Raw genomic sequence first — 15,112 nt, 5'->3', positions numbered from 1 at the left:
GACTTCCCTGACCAATCGCGCGGGGTCCGTAGCGCTCCGTGACCGGCGTGGCGAGGCGAGTCTCACGTTTTCGAGTAGGGAGAACCCCACCCCGAAGAGGCCTGCGTGCGGGATGGGTGGGCGGGGCACGCGCCCATAGCCTCGAATCATGACCGCAGCACCACTGGCCACCGCGCCCACTCCGCTGTCCCCCGTCCGCGGGCTCCTGCGCCGCCTCGCCCGCGACACCACCTACGTGCTCGTGGGCCTGCCGCTGGCGATCGTCAGCTTCGTGCTCGCGGTGGTGGGGATCGCACTCAGCGCCGGGCTGCTGGTGACCACGCTCGGCCTGCCGATCCTCGCCGGCTTCCTCTACGCGGCGCGGGGACTGGCCGACATCGAGCGGCTCCGGCTCGCCGGTGTGCTGGACCGGCCCCGGGTACGCCCGGTCTACCGCACGCCCGAGCCGGGCGCCCGGTTCTGGCGGCGGGTGTTCACCCCGATCCGGGACGCGCAGTCGTGGCTCGACCTGCTGCACGCGTTCGTCCGGCTGCTCGTGGCGGTGCCCACGTTCGTGCTGCTCGTGGTCTGGTGGGTGCTTGCGCTGGGCGGCACGCTCTACATCACCTACGACTGGGCCATCCCCCGCGGCCCGGGCGAGCAGGACCTGAGCCAGCTCCTCGGAATGGGCGACGGGGCCGGCGCGCGGATCGCCCTGAACACCGCGATCGGGCTGTTCGCGCTGTTCACTCTCCCGCTGGTGGCGCGCGGCTGCGCCCGGCTCCAGGCCGGGCTGGCGTACTCGCTGCTCACCGGCGTGGCCGAGATGCGGCAGCGGATCATCACGCTGGAGGAGCAGAAGCGGGCCGCCGCGTCGGCCGAGGCGGTAGCGCTGCGCCGGCTGGAGCGCGACATCCACGACGGCCCGCAGCAGCGGCTGGTCCGGCTCGCGATGGACCTGAGCCGGGCCCGCCACCAGCTCGCCGGCGACCCGGAGGCGGCCCGGCAGACGCTGGACGAGGCGGTCGCGCAGACCCGAGAGACGCTGGACGAGCTGCGCGCCCTGTCCCGGGGCATCGCGCCGCCGATCCTGGTCGACAGGGGTCTGCCCAGCGCGCTCGCCGCACTCGCCGCCCGCGCCCTGGTGCCCACCGAGCTGGCCGTGGACGACGACCTGGGCACCGCCGCCGGGCGGCTCGACCCGGGAGTGGAGAGCACTGCGTACTTCGTGGTGGCCGAGGCGCTGACGAACGTCTCGAAGCACAGCCGGGCGAACACCTGCCGGGTCGAGGTCACCCGGAAGGTGGGCCGGCTGGAGATCACCGTCACCGACGACGGCGCCGGCGGCGCGCACCTGGCCAAGGGCCACGGGCTCAGCGGCATCGCCGACCGGGTCCGGGCGGCCGGCGGCACGCTGGAGGTGGACAGCCCGGCCGACGGGCCGACCCGGATCCACGCCGAACTGCCGCGGTGACCCGGCCCGCCCGGACTCCGGGCCGTCGCGCGAGCGCGTGGCGTGCCCGGCATCCGGGCCGCCGGGCCGGCGCCGGGTCCGGGCGTGATAGACACCGGACCCATGCGGGTGGTGATCGCGGACGACGCCGTACTGCTCCGGGAGGGGCTGGTCCGGCTGCTGACCGAGTACGGGCACGAGGTGGTGGCGGCCGTCGGCGACGGTGACGCGCTGGTCGAGGCGGTGGTGGCGCACCGGCCCGACGTCTCGGTGGTGGACGTGCGGATGCCGCCGTCACACACCGACGAGGGACTGCGCGCCGCGGTGGAGGCCCGCCGCCGGGTGCCGGGTACGCCGGTCCTGGTGCTGTCCCAGTACGTCGAGGTGTCGTACGCCGACGACCTGCTGGACACCGCGGGCGGCGCCGGCGGCGGCATCGGCTACCTGCTCAAGGACCGGGTCGCCGCGATCGACGAGTTCCTGGACGGCCTGGCCCGGGTGGCCGCCGGCGGCACCGTGCTCGACCCGGAGGTGATCAGCCAGTTGCTGGTCAGGCGGCGGCGCGACGACCCGCTGGCGTCGCTGACCCCGCGCGAGCGCGAGGTGCTGGCGCTGATGGCCGAGGGCCGCTCGAACATCGCCATCGCCCGGGCGCTCGTCGTCAGTGACGGCGCGGTCGAGAAGCACGTCCGCAACATCTTCACCAAGCTGGACCTGCCCCCTGATGCGACCACCCACCACCGTCGCGTCCTGGCCGTCCTGGCCCACCTGCGCGCCTGACCGGGCCGGTCAGGGCAGCGTGCGGGCCAGCGTCACCGCCTCGGTGAGCGTGTCGGCGGCCGGGTGGCCGCTGCCGCGCAGCCGGTCCGGGTCGGACAGGCCGCCGGTGTAGAGGACGCAGCGGGCGCCGACCGAGGCGGCCGCGTCGGCGTCGTCGAGCGAGTCACCGATCAGCACCACCTCGTGCCCGCCCAGCCCCAGCTCGGCCAGGTGCTTCTCCAGCCACTCGGCCTTGTGCCCGCCGCCGACGGTGGCGCGCAGCCCGTCCACCCGGCGGAAGTGCGGCGTCAGCCCGTACGTGTGCACGGTCGGCACCAGCTCGTCGTGGAACCACATGGACAGCAGCGACTGGCTGCCCTCCCAGGACTCGATGGCGGTGGTGGCGTCGGCGGCCAGGGCGCAGGTGGTCAGACCGGCCCGGTACGCGTCGTGGAACACGCGGTCCAGCGTCCCGAACGCCTCGGCGTCCACGGCCCGGCCGAGCATCTCGGCGTAGTAGTCGGCGATCGGCCGCCGGAAGCGGACCCGGTGCTCGGCGGCGGTGACCGCCGGCCCGCCGGCGCTGGCGAAGGCGACGTTCGTGGCCTGGACCACCAGGTCGAGGTCGTCGAGGAGCGTTCCGTTCCAGTCCCACACGAGGTGGCGTCGCATACCCGTCACCCGAGCACTCTAAGGCTAGAGCTGCGGCGTGGTCAGATCGCGCAGCAGCCGGTCCTCCTCGACCCGCCAGTAGCCGTGCTCCTTGCCGTCGAGCAGGACGACCGGCAGCCGGTCGCCGTAGTCGCGCTCCATCTCCACGTCGCCGGTGACGTCGCGCTCCACCCACCGGTCGCCGGTGACCGCCACCACCCGGTCGAGCGCGGCCTTCGCGTCGTCGCACAGGTGGCAGCCGGGCCGCGTGATCAGGATGAGCCTCGGGTCACTGGACATCGGGTACCTCCGTGCGGATCTCGGTCGGCGGCGCCGGCGACGGCACCACGGGTGCCGGGCGCAGCTCGGTCTTGCGGACCTTCCCGATCGCCGAGTACGGCAGGCTGTCGACGAACTCGACGTCGGTCGGGCACTTGAACCGGGCCAGGTTACGCGCGCAGTGGGCGAGCAGCTCCTCCGCCGTCACCGACGAGCCGGCGGCCCGGACCACGTACGCCCGCACAGTCTCGCCGGTCCGCGGGTGCGGCACGCCGAGGACCGCCGACTCGGCCACGCCGGGGTGCGCCTGGAGCACCAGCTCCACCTCGTGCGGGTAGACGTTGAAGCCGTTGACGAGGATCAGCTCGCCGAGCCGGTCGACCAGGAACAGGTCGCCGTCGTCGTCGGCGTACGCCACGTCGCCGGTGCCCCACCAGCCGTCCGGGTCCGGCCCGCCCCGCCCGTCCGGCCAGTAACCGGCGAACAGGTTCGGTCCGCGTACCACGATCTGTCCGGGGTCGGTGCCGGCCGGATCGTCGGAGAGGTCCATCTCGTCCTCGTCGGGGGCGTCGGCGGGTGCCCCGTCGCGCCACAGCTCGGTGCCGTCGGAGCCGACCAGACGCAGCCCGACGCCGGGCAGCGGGCGGCCGATCGACCCGGGTTTCGGCTCGCCGCCGACGAGCGTCGAGGTGAGCACCGGCGCGGTCTCGGTGAGCCCGTAGCCGACGTGCACCGGGTGCCCGGTCAGCTCGGTGAAGCGCGCGCCGGCCGCGAGGGGCAGCGGCGCCGCGCCGCACACCGCGACGCGCACCGAGGCCAGCGCCGCGGCCGGGTCCCGGTCCGCCTCGGTCCAGGTCAGGAACATCGACGGTACGCCGACCAGCACGGTGACCCGGTGCCGGGCGATCTCGTCCAGCGCTCCGGCCGGGCCGATCTCGTCGACGAGCACACCTGTCGCGCCGTGCCGCACGACGGCGCCGAGCACGGAGTTCAGCCCGTACGCGTGGAACAGCGGTAGGGCGAGCAGCACGACGTCGTCGGCGCCGACCACGGGTGGTTCGATGCGGTCGACCTGGTCGTGGTTGGCGGCGAGGGCCCGGTGCGACAGCATCGCGCCCTTGGGCCGCCCCTCGGTGCCGGAGGTGTAGAGCAGGACGGCGAGGTCGTCGCCGGCGCGGGCCGGGAACCCGTCCGGCCCGGCGGCGCCGGTCACCGGCGGCGCGGTGTGCACGGCGCGTAGTGCGGGCAGCTCGGCGCGGTCCACCCGGGCGGTCACCTCGGGCGCGCCGACCAGCACCGTCGCGCCGGAGTCGGTGAGCACGTGCCGCAGCTCACGGGCGGTCAGCGCCGGGTTGACCGGTACGGCCACCAGGCCGGCCCGGAGCGCGGCGAGGTAGGTGACCACGAAGTCCGGGGTGTTGCCGAACGCGATCGCCACCCGGGGCGGGTGGCCGCCGTCGGCAGGTGGCGCGTCGGCGAGCAGCGCGCGGGCGGTGGCGGTGGCCGCGTCGTCCAGCTCGGACCAGGTCAGCGTCCGGTCGCGCCAGTGCAGCGCGGCCCGGTCGCCCCGCTGCGCGGCGGCGTGGCGGAGCCGGTCGGCGAGGTTCGGCGCGGAGCTTTCGGCGGCGTCCTGCACGGTGGCTGAGTCTGGCACAGCGGCGTCCGCCGGGCCATGCCCGGACACGGCGCCGGGTCCGCCGCACGGGACTGCAATTGCCGTAGGGTGGGATTCCTAGCCACGGGATGAGGATCTCCACCGGTGTCCGCGCGGGCAGCCCGAAGTGACTCGGCCGCACCGTCTCCGCGACACGCCGAGCGAAAAGAAAATCGGCTCCGACCAGGACTTTCCACTGCGGAACAGGTTCCGGCGCGAAAGTCAACCACACGCGACGGACAACCGGTCCGCCATGTGTGCGACCTGGCGGGAAATACTTCCGCTCTGTGTAACGGACTTGCCACGCGTGGGTGACGTTGGCCCTATCATCACTCGGGTCGGCTCACCCCATTTGCCGTGAGTCGACACCCCTCAGCCCGAGGAGGCCCCCGTGCCCGTGAGCGCATTGGACCAGCACCTCAAGGGGATCTGCCGCCCGTCGGCACGTCCCGACCCGGCCGTGCCCGACCGGGTCCCACCCGGTCCACCGGCGCCATTACGGCGCGCGGCGCGGTCACTGTCCGTCCGGCCCGGGGAGGCGCGGTGACCACCTTCGGTTACGCCGAACGACCGGCCGGCGTCACCGGCCCGACCCAGCGCAACCCGCTCAACGAGCGCGCGGACCCGGGCACCCGGGGCACCGACGGCCAGCTCGCGGTACGCGGCGACGGGCGACGGGTACGCAGCCGCGCGCACCACACGAACGAGGCGCCGCCCCGCCCCGCGACTCCCGGGGGCAACGCGAAGCCCGCGACCGGCCGACTGGGCAGCCCGACCCGCCCGACCATGCCCGCCCAGGCGCGGCGCGGCGACACGGCGACCGGTGGTGAGCCGTCCGCCGCCGAGACCGCGATCCTGCCGGCGGTGACCACCGGCGACACCGCCGTCCTGCCCGCCGTACCGGCCGCCGCGCCCGCCACCGGCTTCCCCAGCCGCCCCGACCCGTCCGACCCGGCCACCGAGGTGTGGACGCTGGTCGAGCGCGCGCAGGCCGGCGAGTCCGAGGCGTTCGGGCTGATCTACGACCGGTACGTGGACACCGTCTTCCGGTTCGTCTACTTCCGGGTCGGCAACCGCCAGCTCGCCGAGGACCTCACCTCCGACACGTTCCTGCGGGCGCTCAAGCGGATCGGCAGCTTCACCTGGCAGGGGCGCGACCTCGGCGCCTGGCTGGTCACCATCGCCCGCAACCTGGTCGCCGACCACTTCAAGTCCGGGCGCTACCGGCTGGAGGTCACCACCGGTGACGTCCTGGACGCCGACCGGGAGGACCGCGGGCCGGAGGGCAGCCCCGAGGCGGCGGTGGTGGAGCACATCACGAACGTCGCCCTGCTCACCGCCGTCAAGCAGCTCAACCCGGAGCAGCAGGAGTGCATCGTGCTGCGGTTCCTCCAGGGCTTCTCGGTGGCCGAGACGGCCCGCGCCATGGGCAAGAACGAGGGCGCCATCAAGGCTCTGCAGTACCGCGCCGTCCGGGCGCTGGCCCGGCTGCTGCCCGACGGCTTCCACTCCTGACCGATCCCGACCCGGCCGGCGCACGCACGCCGGACGGTGTCGCATGCCCGACGTACCCCCGCCCGCCCCTCACTCCCGGTGATTTCGCCGCCGCCCCAGCCGTAACCGGCGACCGGCGCGGTCCGTTTCTCCGGGTGCGACCAGTGGTTGTCCCGGCGTCCCCCGGGCCACCCGGTCCGGCGGGTCAGGTCGGCCGCTCCGGTCGGCCCTGGGCCACACGCTGCCACCGGTCGCTGGTGACGACGACGGCCGCCCGGCCGTGACCAGCGAGAGGGGGTGCCCGCGGTGGACAGCGACCTCTTCTCCCGTCGGCGAGCCGAGCGCTTCGCGCAACTCCTCGACGAGGCCAACGGCGGACGCCGGCACCACGTCCGGTCCAAGGCGGACGGTGAACTCACCGCGCTCGTCGAGGTGAGCCGCCGGCTCACCGCCGAGCGGCCCGACGTCGAGGTGGACGCCGAGTTCCGTACCGGCCTGCGGGCGATGCTCGTGGCCACCGCCGAACGCGAGGGCGTCGGGACGCCGGCCAAGGCCACCACGACGAGCGGGGTACGCGGCGCGCTGCTGCCCGCCATCACCGGCCGCCGGGCGCGGGCCCGGGGCGCGATCCTGGTCGGCGTGGCCGCCGGTGCGGTCGCCCTCTCCGGCATCTCCGCCGCCAGCGAGAACGCGCTGCCCGGTGACGCCCTGTACGGCATGAAGCGCTCCACCGAGCGCGCCCAGCTCGCGCTCACCAGCTCGGACATCAGCCGTGGGCAGCTCTTCCTCGCCTTCGCCCGCACCCGCCTCGACGAGGCTGCCTCGGTCCGCGACGACCGGCTCGGCTTCAGCGCCGTCCTCGACGACATGGACGCGGACACCCGCCAGGGCGTACGCCTGCTGACCACCGTCGCCGCGCAGCGCTCCGACCCGGCGGCGCTGGACGCGGTGGACACGTTCCTGGCCGGCCAGCGCCGGGTGGTCAGCGGCCTGCTGGACCGGCCCGACCACGCCGACCGGGACCGCACCCGCCGCTCGCTGGCCCTGCTCGACGCGGCCGGCAAGCGCGCCGACGCGCTCCGCGAGGCGATCGCCTGCGGGCTGCCCGCGCCGCAGGCCAGCGACATGCTCGGGCCGGCTCCGGCCACCTGCCCGGCCGACCGCTGAGCGGCGGACGCGTACCGCACCACACTTCTCCCGGCGGACACCCGGCCGTCACACCGTGCCGGATACGCTCGACGCGGAGTGCGTGGGCCGTCGTCGAGGCAGGGAGGTCGCCGTGGCCGGAAGCCGGAAGGTGACCGTCAGCACCGACGCCCACGGGCACACCGCGGGCTGGTCGGAGACCCCGTCGGCACCGGCGACCACAGTCGCGCCCGATCCCACCGCCGCTGCGTTCTTCGACGTGGACAACACGATGATGCAGGGCGCCTCGATCTACTGGTTCGCCCGCGGGCTGGCCGCCCGGAAGTACTTCACCACCGGTGACCTGGCCCGGTTCGCCTGGCAGCAGGCGCGGTTCCGGCTCCTCGCCACCGAGCACGCGGGCGACATGTCGCAGGCCAAGGAGGCCGCGCTCGCCTTCGTCCAGGGCTGGCGCGTCGACGACATGGAACGCCTGGCCGACGAGATCTTCGACGAGCTGATGGCGCCGCGCATCTGGGCCGGCACCCGTCGCCTGGCGCAGCGTCACCTCGACGCGGGCGAGCGGGTCTGGCTGGTCAGCGCCGCCCCGGTGGAGATCGGCCGGGTGATCGCGGCCCGGCTCGGCCTGACCGGTGCGATCGGCACTGTGGCCGAGGTGGTCGACGGCGCGTACACCGGGCGGCTGGTCGGCGACCTGATGCACGGTCCGGCGAAGGCCGAGGCGGTCACCCAGCTCGCCGCCGTGGAAGGGCTTGACCTGTCCCGCTGCGCGGCCTACAGCGACTCGGCGAACGACCTGCCGATGCTGTGCGCGGTCGGCCGCGCGGTGGCCGTGAACCCCGATCCGGCGCTGCTGCGGCAGGCCCGCGAGCGGGGCTGGGACGTGCGCGACTTCCGCACCGGGCGCCGGGCCGCGCGCATCGCCGTGCCCTCCACCGCGGCCGCCGGGCTGCTCGCCGGCGCGGTCACCGCCGGCCTGGCGCTGCACCGGCGCCGCCACCGCGACGCCTGAACCGGCTCAGGGACCGAACGGGTCGGGGCGGCGTTCGAGCAGCTTGTGCAGCGTCTGCTGGATCGTCTCCCGCACCTGGTCGGCGAGGTTGAACACCACCAGCGGGTCGTCCGCGGAGTCACGCAGGTGCGCGGTCGGGATCGGCGGGCAGAACTCGATCAGCCACTTGCTCGGCAGCGGCACCATGCCCAGCGGCCCGAGCCAGGGGAACGTCGGCGTGACCGGGAAGTACGGCAGTTTGAGCAGCCGGGCCAGCGGCTTGATGTCGGCGAGCATCGGATAGATCTCCTCGCCGCCGACGATCGCCACCGGCACGATCGGCGTACCGGTGCGCAGCGCGGCGGAGACGAACCCGCCCCGGCCGAAGCGCTGGAGCTTGTACCGGTCGGAGTAGAGCTTGCCGACCCCCTTGAAGCCCTCCGGGAACACGCCCACCAGTTCCCCGTTGCCCAGCAGCCGTTCCGCGTCCGGGCTGCACGCGACGGTGCCGCCGGTCTTGCGGGCTATCTCGGACACGACGGGCATCCGGAAGACCAGGTCGGCGCCGAGCAGCCGCAGGTAGCGGTGCGCCGGGTGCCGGTCGTGCAGCGCGGTGGAGAGGATCAGCGCGTCGAGCGCCACGGTGCCGGAGTGGTTGCCGACGACGAGACCGGCCCCCACGTCGGGCACGTGCTCGATGCCGGTGACCTCGGTGCGGAACCAGTCCCGATAGAGCAGCCGGACCAGCGGGTGGACCACGGCGTCGGTCAGGTCGGGGTCGAAACCGAACTCGTCGACCTCGTAGTCACCGGCGAGCCGACGCCGCAGGAACGCCAGCCCCTGGGCCACCTTGCGGTCCCAGTGGTCCCCCGGCCGGTCGGCCACCGCCGGCCCGGCGGGGTTCTGCGTCTCGCCGGCCGGCGTGCTCCCGGCCGTCGGCTCAGCCATCGCCTTCTTGGCGACGGCCTTCTTGGCGACCGTCTTCTTGGTGACGGCCTTCTTTGCGACGGCCTTCTTGGCGACCGTCTTCCTGACCGGCTGGTGGGGCGTGGCCAGGCCCGGAACGCCCGGCTCGGCCGCCGCGCCGGGCTCGTCGGCGGAGGTGTCCGGCTCGTCGACCGGGTCCGCTGCCGCCGCGGGGCGGGCGGACGGCGCGGTCACCCGGCGGTGCCCGTTGCGCCGCGCCGGCTCCGCGTCCGGGTCCGGCACACCCAGCGGTACGTCGTAGCGCGCGTCGCGCCGCTCCTCCGAGCTGCTCACGAGCGCTCCCGCACGGTCGAGCGGACCTGCCGGATGCTCTCCAGCACCAACTGCTCGGCGGCGGCGAGCTGATCGCGGGTGACCACGACGCCGCCGTGGTGGGCGCGGATGAAGTCCTCGAACGCGGCGGCGGTCGAGCGGGGCGTGAAGCCGTACTCCCGCTCCAGTCGGCTGGTGTCCACCACCCGACCGTGCACGAAGAGGTCCACCTGGTCCAAGCCGTACCGGCCGAAGCCCAGACTGCGGGCGACCGCCGCCACCCCGGCCAGGCCCGGTTCGAGCACCGGCACCGCCACCCGGCCGGCCCGGCGGATCGCCTGCGACAGCGACAGCACCCCGGGCCCGGCGACGTTGTAGGTGCCCGGGTGGTCCTCGGCGACCGACCGGTGCAGCACCTCCAGCGCGTCGTCGAAGTGCACGAACTGCAGGCGCGGGTCGCGACCGAAGACGGTGGGCACGACCGGCTGGGAGAAGTAGCGGGTGAGCGTGGTGTCGGCGGCGTACCCGATGAACGGCGCGAAACGCAGCACCGTCGCGGTGACGTCGGGCCGGCGGCGGCGGAACCCGCGGACGTACCCCTCGATGTCGAGGATGTCGCGGCCGAAACCGCCGCGCGGCACCTCGCGCGGCTCGGTCTCCTCGGTGAAGACGGCCGGATCGCGGAACGACACCCCGTACGCGGCGGTGGACGAGCGGACCACGAGCTTGCGCAGCCGGGGCGCGCGCTGCGCGGCGGCGAGCAGCTGCATGGTGCCGATGACGTTCTGTTCCTTCATCCCCGCCCGGCCGCCCTGCTGCGGGTCGGGGGCGGAGACGAGCGCCAGGTGCACCACCGTGTCGACGTCGAGGTCGAGCAGGAGGCCGCCGAGCGAGTCGAGGTCCAGGCGGATGCGTTCGACGTCGAAGAGCAGGTCGGTCAGCTCGGGGTTGGGCGGTGCCGGATCGACCCCGATGACGCGTTCGATCCGCTCGTCGGCGGCGAGCCGGGCGGCCACGTGGGCGCCCAGCCAGCGGCCGACCCCGGTGACGACGACGACCCCCGGGGCACCGGAGGTGTCACCGGGGGTCATGTCGTGCGCCTTGCGCGGCAGGCGAGATCGAGCCGGGACGTCCGCGGCCTGATCACCTGAGCCTCCGAGGGTCGACAGTTGGCAAGTGGTGCCGGGTGCCGGGCCAGTGCCCGGCCCCGGTCACTTGCCGAGACGGCGACGCTGGACGCGGGTCTTGCGCAGCAGCTTGCGGTGCTTCTTCTTAGCCATGCGCTTGCGGCGCTTCTTGACCACCGAGCCCATACGACAGCCTTTCGATGCAACGTGCGGGGCGGACCGGACGGCACCACCGCGGGTGGCGCCGTGACCGCTTGCGGACAACGGACCGGACCAGCGTGGTGGGCAGGGCACACCAGAGAGCGGTCACGGTCGTGGTCCAGCCTAACCGGAGTGCGTCAGCAGGACCAACGCGCCCCCGTCGATGCCCCTTTTCGTCGTACTCGGCGGACCGGGCCGACGAGTGCTCAGGCGGACTCCTGGAAGGCGCCCCGGAGGTATTCGTGCACGGCGTGCTCGGGCACCCGGAACGACCGGCCGACCCGTACCGCGGTGAGCTCACCGCTGTGCACGAGGCGGTAGACGGTCATCTTGGAGACCCGCATGACCGTCGCCACCTCGGCGACGGTCAGGAACCTGACATCCGACAGCCGTGCGTCGGACTGCGACCCGGCCATGGCTCACCGACCCATTCCCGTGCCCGGCGCGTGTCACCGGGCAGGTGCTCCCGCCTCGACGAGCGACGCGCGTGTAACCAGTACGGTAGCGGGACGGCTGTGACCTGCGCGATCCCTTCCACCCTTTGATCATGGCGAGGCAGCCGTTCACCCGATGTCTGCCAGGGCTTTTTCGCCCGGACGGGTGTCTCGTCCGATCCGGCTGCCCGGCGCGCAGCGTCACCACCTACTCAGCACACGACGCCACCCCCTACTCGGCGCGCAGCGCCACCACCGGGTCGAGCCGTCCGGCCCGCTGCGCCGGCACCACGCCGAAGACGATGCCGACCGCCGCGGAGACGCCGAACGCCAGCGCCAGCGACCACCAGGTGATCGCCGCCGGGATCGGCGAGAACGCGTCCACGAGCAGCGCGGTGCCCACGCCCAGCGCCATCCCGGCCAGGCCGCCGACCGAGGTGAGCAGCACCGCCTCCAGCAGGAACTGCACGCCGATGTCGCGGGGGCGGGCACCGACCGCCTTGCGCAGCCCGATCTCGCGGGTCCGCTCGCGTACCGAGACGAGCATGATGTTGGAGACGCCGACGCCGCCGACCAGCAGCGAGATGCCCGCGATGGCGGCCAGCACGCCGGTGAGCACGCCCAGGATGTCGCCGAGCACGCCGAGGATCTGCCGCTGGGTGACGGCGCTGAACTCGGTGTCCGGGTGCCGGCGGGACAGCTCCGCGACGATCCGGTCGCCGAGTTCGTCGATCCGCTCCCGGTCCGGCGCCTTGACCGCGATGCCGTCGATGCGCTGCGTGCCCCAGAGCCGTTGCGCCGCTGTCACCGGTACGTGCACCTCGTCGTCCCGGTCCACGCCGAGGCTCTGCCCGAGCGGGGCGAAGACGCCGATCACCCGGAACCGGACGCCGGCCAGCGTGACCTGCTGGCCGAGCGGGTCACGGTCGGGAAAGAGCGCCCGGGCCACCGAGTCGCCGAGCACCGCCACCCGGCGGCTGGTGTCCACGTCCGCCCCGGTCAGGTAGCGGCCCCGCGACAGCGATCTGGTGAACACCGACGGGGTGGTCTCCAGGACGCCCTGCACCGTGGTGAAGTCGGACCGGTTGCCGGCCCGGGCGGTCGCGCCGGAGGCCACCGTGACGGCGACCCGGCCGGGGTCGCCGACCACCCGGGAGACGGCGTCGGCGTCGCTGAGGTCCAGCGGCGAGACCACCGGCGCGTTGCCCACCTCGATCCGGCCCGGCACCACCAGCAGCAGGTTCGAGCCGAGCCCTTCGACCTGCTGCTCGACCTGCTGTTTCGTGCCGGTGCCGATGGCCACCAGGATCACCACCGAGGCCACCCCGATGATCACCCCGAGCATGGTCAGCAGGCTGCGCATCCGGTTGGCCCGCAGCGCGTCCGACGCCACCCGCCACGCCTCGGCCAGCCTCATCCGGCGTCCCCGAGGTCCTGCGGCAGTCGGCGCTCCTCGGCCCGCGGAAGGCGCCCGGTGGCTCCGGTGGCGCCACCGGAGCCACCGGGCGGGTGCCCCGGGCCGCTTCCGGACGCGGACCGGGGCTCCGCGCTGGGAGCGGGGTCCAGTGTCGCAGGTACGCCGGAACCGTCCGACGGCGGTCGATCATGAAGGCTGTCGGACCGGATCAGCCCGTCCCGTACCGCGATGCGCCGGTGTGCCCGGGCGGCCACCTCCTGGTCGTGGGTCACCATCACCAGCGCCACCCCCGACTCGGCGTTCAGCTGTTCCAGCAGTTCCAGCACCGCCTCGCCGGTGGCGCTGTCCAGGTTGCCGGTCGGCTCGTCGGCGAGCAGCACCGCCGGTTCGGTCACCAGCGCCCGCGCGATCGCCACCCGCTGCTGCTCGCCGCCGGAGAGCTGGTTGGGCCGGTGGTGCAGCCGGTGGCCGAGCCCGACCCGGCCCAGCATCGCCGCCGCCCGCTCCCGCCGCTGCCGCGCCCCGACACCCCGGTAGACGAGCGGCAACGCCACGTTGTCCACAGCCGACGTACGGGCCAGCAGGTGGAACGCCTGGAACACGAAGCCGATGGTCTCGTTGCGCAGCGTCGCCAGCTCCGGCGCGGTCATCGTGGTCACGTCCCGCCCGCCGATCACCAGCCGGCCGCCGCTGGGCCGGTCCAGCCCGCCGAGCAGGTGCATCAGCGTCGACTTGCCGGAGCCGGACGGGCCGATCACCGCCACGTACTCGCCCTGGTCGATGGTGAGCGACACCCCGCGCAGCGCGGACACCGAGACCCCGTCCAGCTCGTACGTGCGCCAGACGTCGACCGCCTCGACCGCCGGTACGGTCACGGGAGTTCCTGGCCGTCGCGCACCTGGTCGGCCCCGCGCACCACGACCCGGTCACCGGCTCGTACGCCGTCGACGATCTGCACCAGGTCCTGCCCCTGCACGCCCACAGTCACCGGAACCCGGTCGGCCCGGCCGTCACGCAGCACCCAGACGGCGTCCCGCCCGTCGGCGGAGAACACCGCCGACGCCGGCACCGCCACCGCGTCGGCGGCCTCCCGCACCCGCAGCCGTACCACCGCGTTCATGCCCGGCCGCGGCGCCGGGGCCGGCTCGGCCTCACCCATCCGCCCGGCGCCGAGGTCGAGCCGGACCCGGTAGGTGACGCCGCCCCGCGCCGAGCTGGTGGGCAGCACGTCGACCGAGCGAACCGTGGCGTCGTACGTCGCGCCGGTCACCGCGTCCAGCTCGACCGACGCGGGCACCCCGGCCCGGACCAGCAACACGTCGGTCTCGTCCACCTCGGCGAGCAGGCCGAGCCGGCCGACATCCACCACTGTGAGCACCGGCGTGCCGGCGGTGACCCGGCCACCAGCCGGGATCGCGTCGTCGACACCCGGCGGCGGGCCGCCCTGCCCACCACCGCCCAGCGCGGACGGGTCGAGACCGGGCACCGCCCCGCCACCCGCCGCACCCAGCAGCCCGGCCAGGTCGGCCGGCGCCGCCGACCGGGTGCCGCCCGGCTGCACCACACCGGCGATCGGCGCGCGCAACGTCAGCGCGTCCACAGTCGCCTTCGCCAGGTCGTACGCCTGCTGGGCCTGGAGTCGTTGCGCGGACGACAGCGCGCCGACGGCGCTGTTCAGACCGGCGACCCCGCGCTGCACCTGGGCGACCGCCCGGTCGGCGGCGCGCGCGGCGGACTCGTACTGCCGCTGCGCCGACTGGACCTGGAGCAGCAGCGCGGCACGTACCTGCGGATCGCCGACCTTGCCGGCGGCGGCGCGGGCGGCGGCGAACGCCTCGTCGGCGGCCCGGTCGGTGCCGCGGCGGCTGCCGCCCAGGTCGCCCGTGCCGGCGCCCCGCCCGGCCCGCTTCGCCGCGCGCAACGCGTCCCGCGCCTTCTCCAGGCGGTCCCGGGCCGACGGCGAGTCGATCACCGCGAGCACCTGCCCCCGGGTCACCCGCTGTCCCGGCTGCACCCGCAGGCGGGCGAGCGTGCCGTCGGCGGGCGCGGTGAGGGTGGCCGCGGCGCGCGCGGTCACGGTGGCCGGAGCGTCGATCACCTCGCTCACCGGCGCGCGGCCCACCTCGGCGACGGTGACCGCCGGGGCGTCGTCGCCGCAGGACGCGGCGGTCGTGCCGGTCAGCGCGACGACGGCGAGCACTGCGGTGACGAGACGGGGGCGGCGGGCCGCGGGCAGCCGCGGCGAGGGAGTGCGGGCCACCCGGCCCATGCTACGACCCGTCGACAGG

At 74.5% G+C, this 15,112-nt stretch carries 15 protein-coding genes; 5 read left to right on the top strand and 10 right to left on the bottom strand.

Annotated features, from left to right (window positions below):
* Positions 1 to 148 precede the first annotated feature (148 nt).
* Both O7604_RS12220 and O7604_RS12215 read left to right on the top strand, forming a co-directional pair.
* Entirely contained in the window at positions 149 to 1,453 is a 1,305-nt protein-coding gene (locus O7604_RS12220; RefSeq protein ID WP_281579681.1) for a sensor histidine kinase, read from the top strand.
* A 102-nt stretch (positions 1,454 to 1,555) separates the two neighbouring features.
* On the top strand, positions 1,556 to 2,212 hold the full coding sequence (locus O7604_RS12215) for a response regulator transcription factor (protein WP_269703892.1): 657 nt from the start codon (positions 1,556 to 1,558) through the stop codon (positions 2,210 to 2,212).
* Between the two features lie 9 nt (positions 2,213 to 2,221).
* On the opposite strand, the gene O7604_RS12210 is transcribed toward O7604_RS12215, so the two are convergent.
* From O7604_RS12210 to O7604_RS12200, 3 genes are read right to left on the bottom strand one after another with little or no spacing between them, the layout of a single operon-like run.
* Entirely contained in the window at positions 2,222 to 2,863 is a 642-nt protein-coding gene (locus O7604_RS12210) for an HAD hydrolase-like protein (protein ID WP_174536489.1), read from the bottom strand.
* Between the two features lie 24 nt (positions 2,864 to 2,887).
* Positions 2,888 to 3,142, bottom strand: coding sequence for a glutaredoxin family protein (locus O7604_RS12205; RefSeq protein ID WP_269703891.1), 255 nt, complete (start codon positions 3,140 to 3,142; stop codon positions 2,888 to 2,890).
* Complete coding sequence (locus O7604_RS12200) at positions 3,132 to 4,805, bottom strand: AMP-binding protein (protein ID WP_269703890.1); 1,674 nt, start codon at positions 4,803 to 4,805, stop codon at positions 3,132 to 3,134. Before O7604_RS12200 ends, O7604_RS12205 begins: the two co-directional genes overlap by 11 nt.
* 513 nt (positions 4,806 to 5,318) lie before the next feature.
* Here O7604_RS12200 and O7604_RS12195 point away from each other — a divergent pair.
* The 3 genes from O7604_RS12195 to O7604_RS12185 all read left to right on the top strand — a co-directional run bounded on the left by O7604_RS12195 (position 5,319) and on the right by O7604_RS12185 (position 8,427).
* A complete protein-coding gene (locus O7604_RS12195) occupies positions 5,319 to 6,290 on the top strand; it encodes an ECF subfamily RNA polymerase sigma factor, BldN family (protein ID WP_269703889.1) in 972 nt (323 codons plus the stop codon).
* Between the two features lie 285 nt (positions 6,291 to 6,575).
* Complete coding sequence (locus tag O7604_RS12190; RefSeq protein WP_269703888.1) at positions 6,576 to 7,436, top strand: DUF5667 domain-containing protein; 861 nt, start codon at positions 6,576 to 6,578, stop codon at positions 7,434 to 7,436.
* A gap of 112 nt (positions 7,437 to 7,548) precedes the next feature.
* Positions 7,549 to 8,427: an HAD-IB family hydrolase gene (locus O7604_RS12185; RefSeq protein WP_269703887.1), complete on the top strand. Its 879-nt coding sequence runs from the start codon at positions 7,549 to 7,551 to the stop codon at positions 8,425 to 8,427.
* Positions 8,428 to 8,433: 6 nt separating this feature from the next.
* Here O7604_RS12185 and O7604_RS12180 read toward each other — a convergent pair whose 3' ends face one another.
* From O7604_RS12180 to O7604_RS12150, 7 genes are all read right to left on the bottom strand, one after another.
* A complete protein-coding gene (locus O7604_RS12180; protein ID WP_281579957.1) occupies positions 8,434 to 9,354 on the bottom strand; it encodes a lysophospholipid acyltransferase family protein in 921 nt (306 codons plus the stop codon).
* Positions 9,355 to 9,662: 308 nt separating this feature from the next.
* Positions 9,663 to 10,736, bottom strand: a complete 1,074-nt coding sequence (locus O7604_RS12175; protein WP_281579680.1) for an NAD-dependent epimerase/dehydratase family protein — start codon at positions 10,734 to 10,736, stop codon at positions 9,663 to 9,665.
* Between the two features lie 120 nt (positions 10,737 to 10,856).
* Positions 10,857 to 10,958 carry an AURKAIP1/COX24 domain-containing protein gene (locus tag O7604_RS12170; protein ID WP_007465623.1) on the bottom strand — a complete coding sequence of 34 codons (102 nt, stop codon included), beginning with the start codon at positions 10,956 to 10,958 and terminating at the stop codon, positions 10,857 to 10,859.
* A 221-nt stretch (positions 10,959 to 11,179) separates the two neighbouring features.
* Positions 11,180 to 11,389: a helix-turn-helix domain-containing protein gene (locus tag O7604_RS12165; protein WP_013288759.1), complete on the bottom strand. Its 210-nt coding sequence runs from the start codon at positions 11,387 to 11,389 to the stop codon at positions 11,180 to 11,182.
* Between the two features lie 250 nt (positions 11,390 to 11,639).
* Positions 11,640 to 12,824: an ABC transporter permease gene (locus O7604_RS12160; protein WP_269703885.1), complete on the bottom strand. Its 1,185-nt coding sequence runs from the start codon at positions 12,822 to 12,824 to the stop codon at positions 11,640 to 11,642.
* Positions 12,821 to 13,699 (bottom strand): ABC transporter ATP-binding protein, encoded by an 879-nt coding sequence (locus O7604_RS12155; protein ID WP_281579679.1) that lies wholly within the window; start codon positions 13,697 to 13,699, stop codon positions 12,821 to 12,823. The genes O7604_RS12160 and O7604_RS12155 overlap by 4 nt, the downstream gene beginning before the upstream one ends.
* Positions 13,696 to 15,093 (bottom strand): efflux RND transporter periplasmic adaptor subunit, encoded by a 1,398-nt coding sequence (locus O7604_RS12150; RefSeq protein WP_281579678.1) that lies wholly within the window; start codon positions 15,091 to 15,093, stop codon positions 13,696 to 13,698. The genes O7604_RS12155 and O7604_RS12150 overlap by 4 nt, the downstream gene beginning before the upstream one ends.
* Positions 15,094 to 15,112 lie beyond the last annotated feature (19 nt).

The organism is Micromonospora sp. WMMA1947, assembly GCF_027497355.1.
GTDB lineage: Bacteria > Actinomycetota > Actinomycetes > Mycobacteriales > Micromonosporaceae > Micromonospora.
This window is presented reverse-complemented; position numbering and strand designations above follow the sequence as displayed.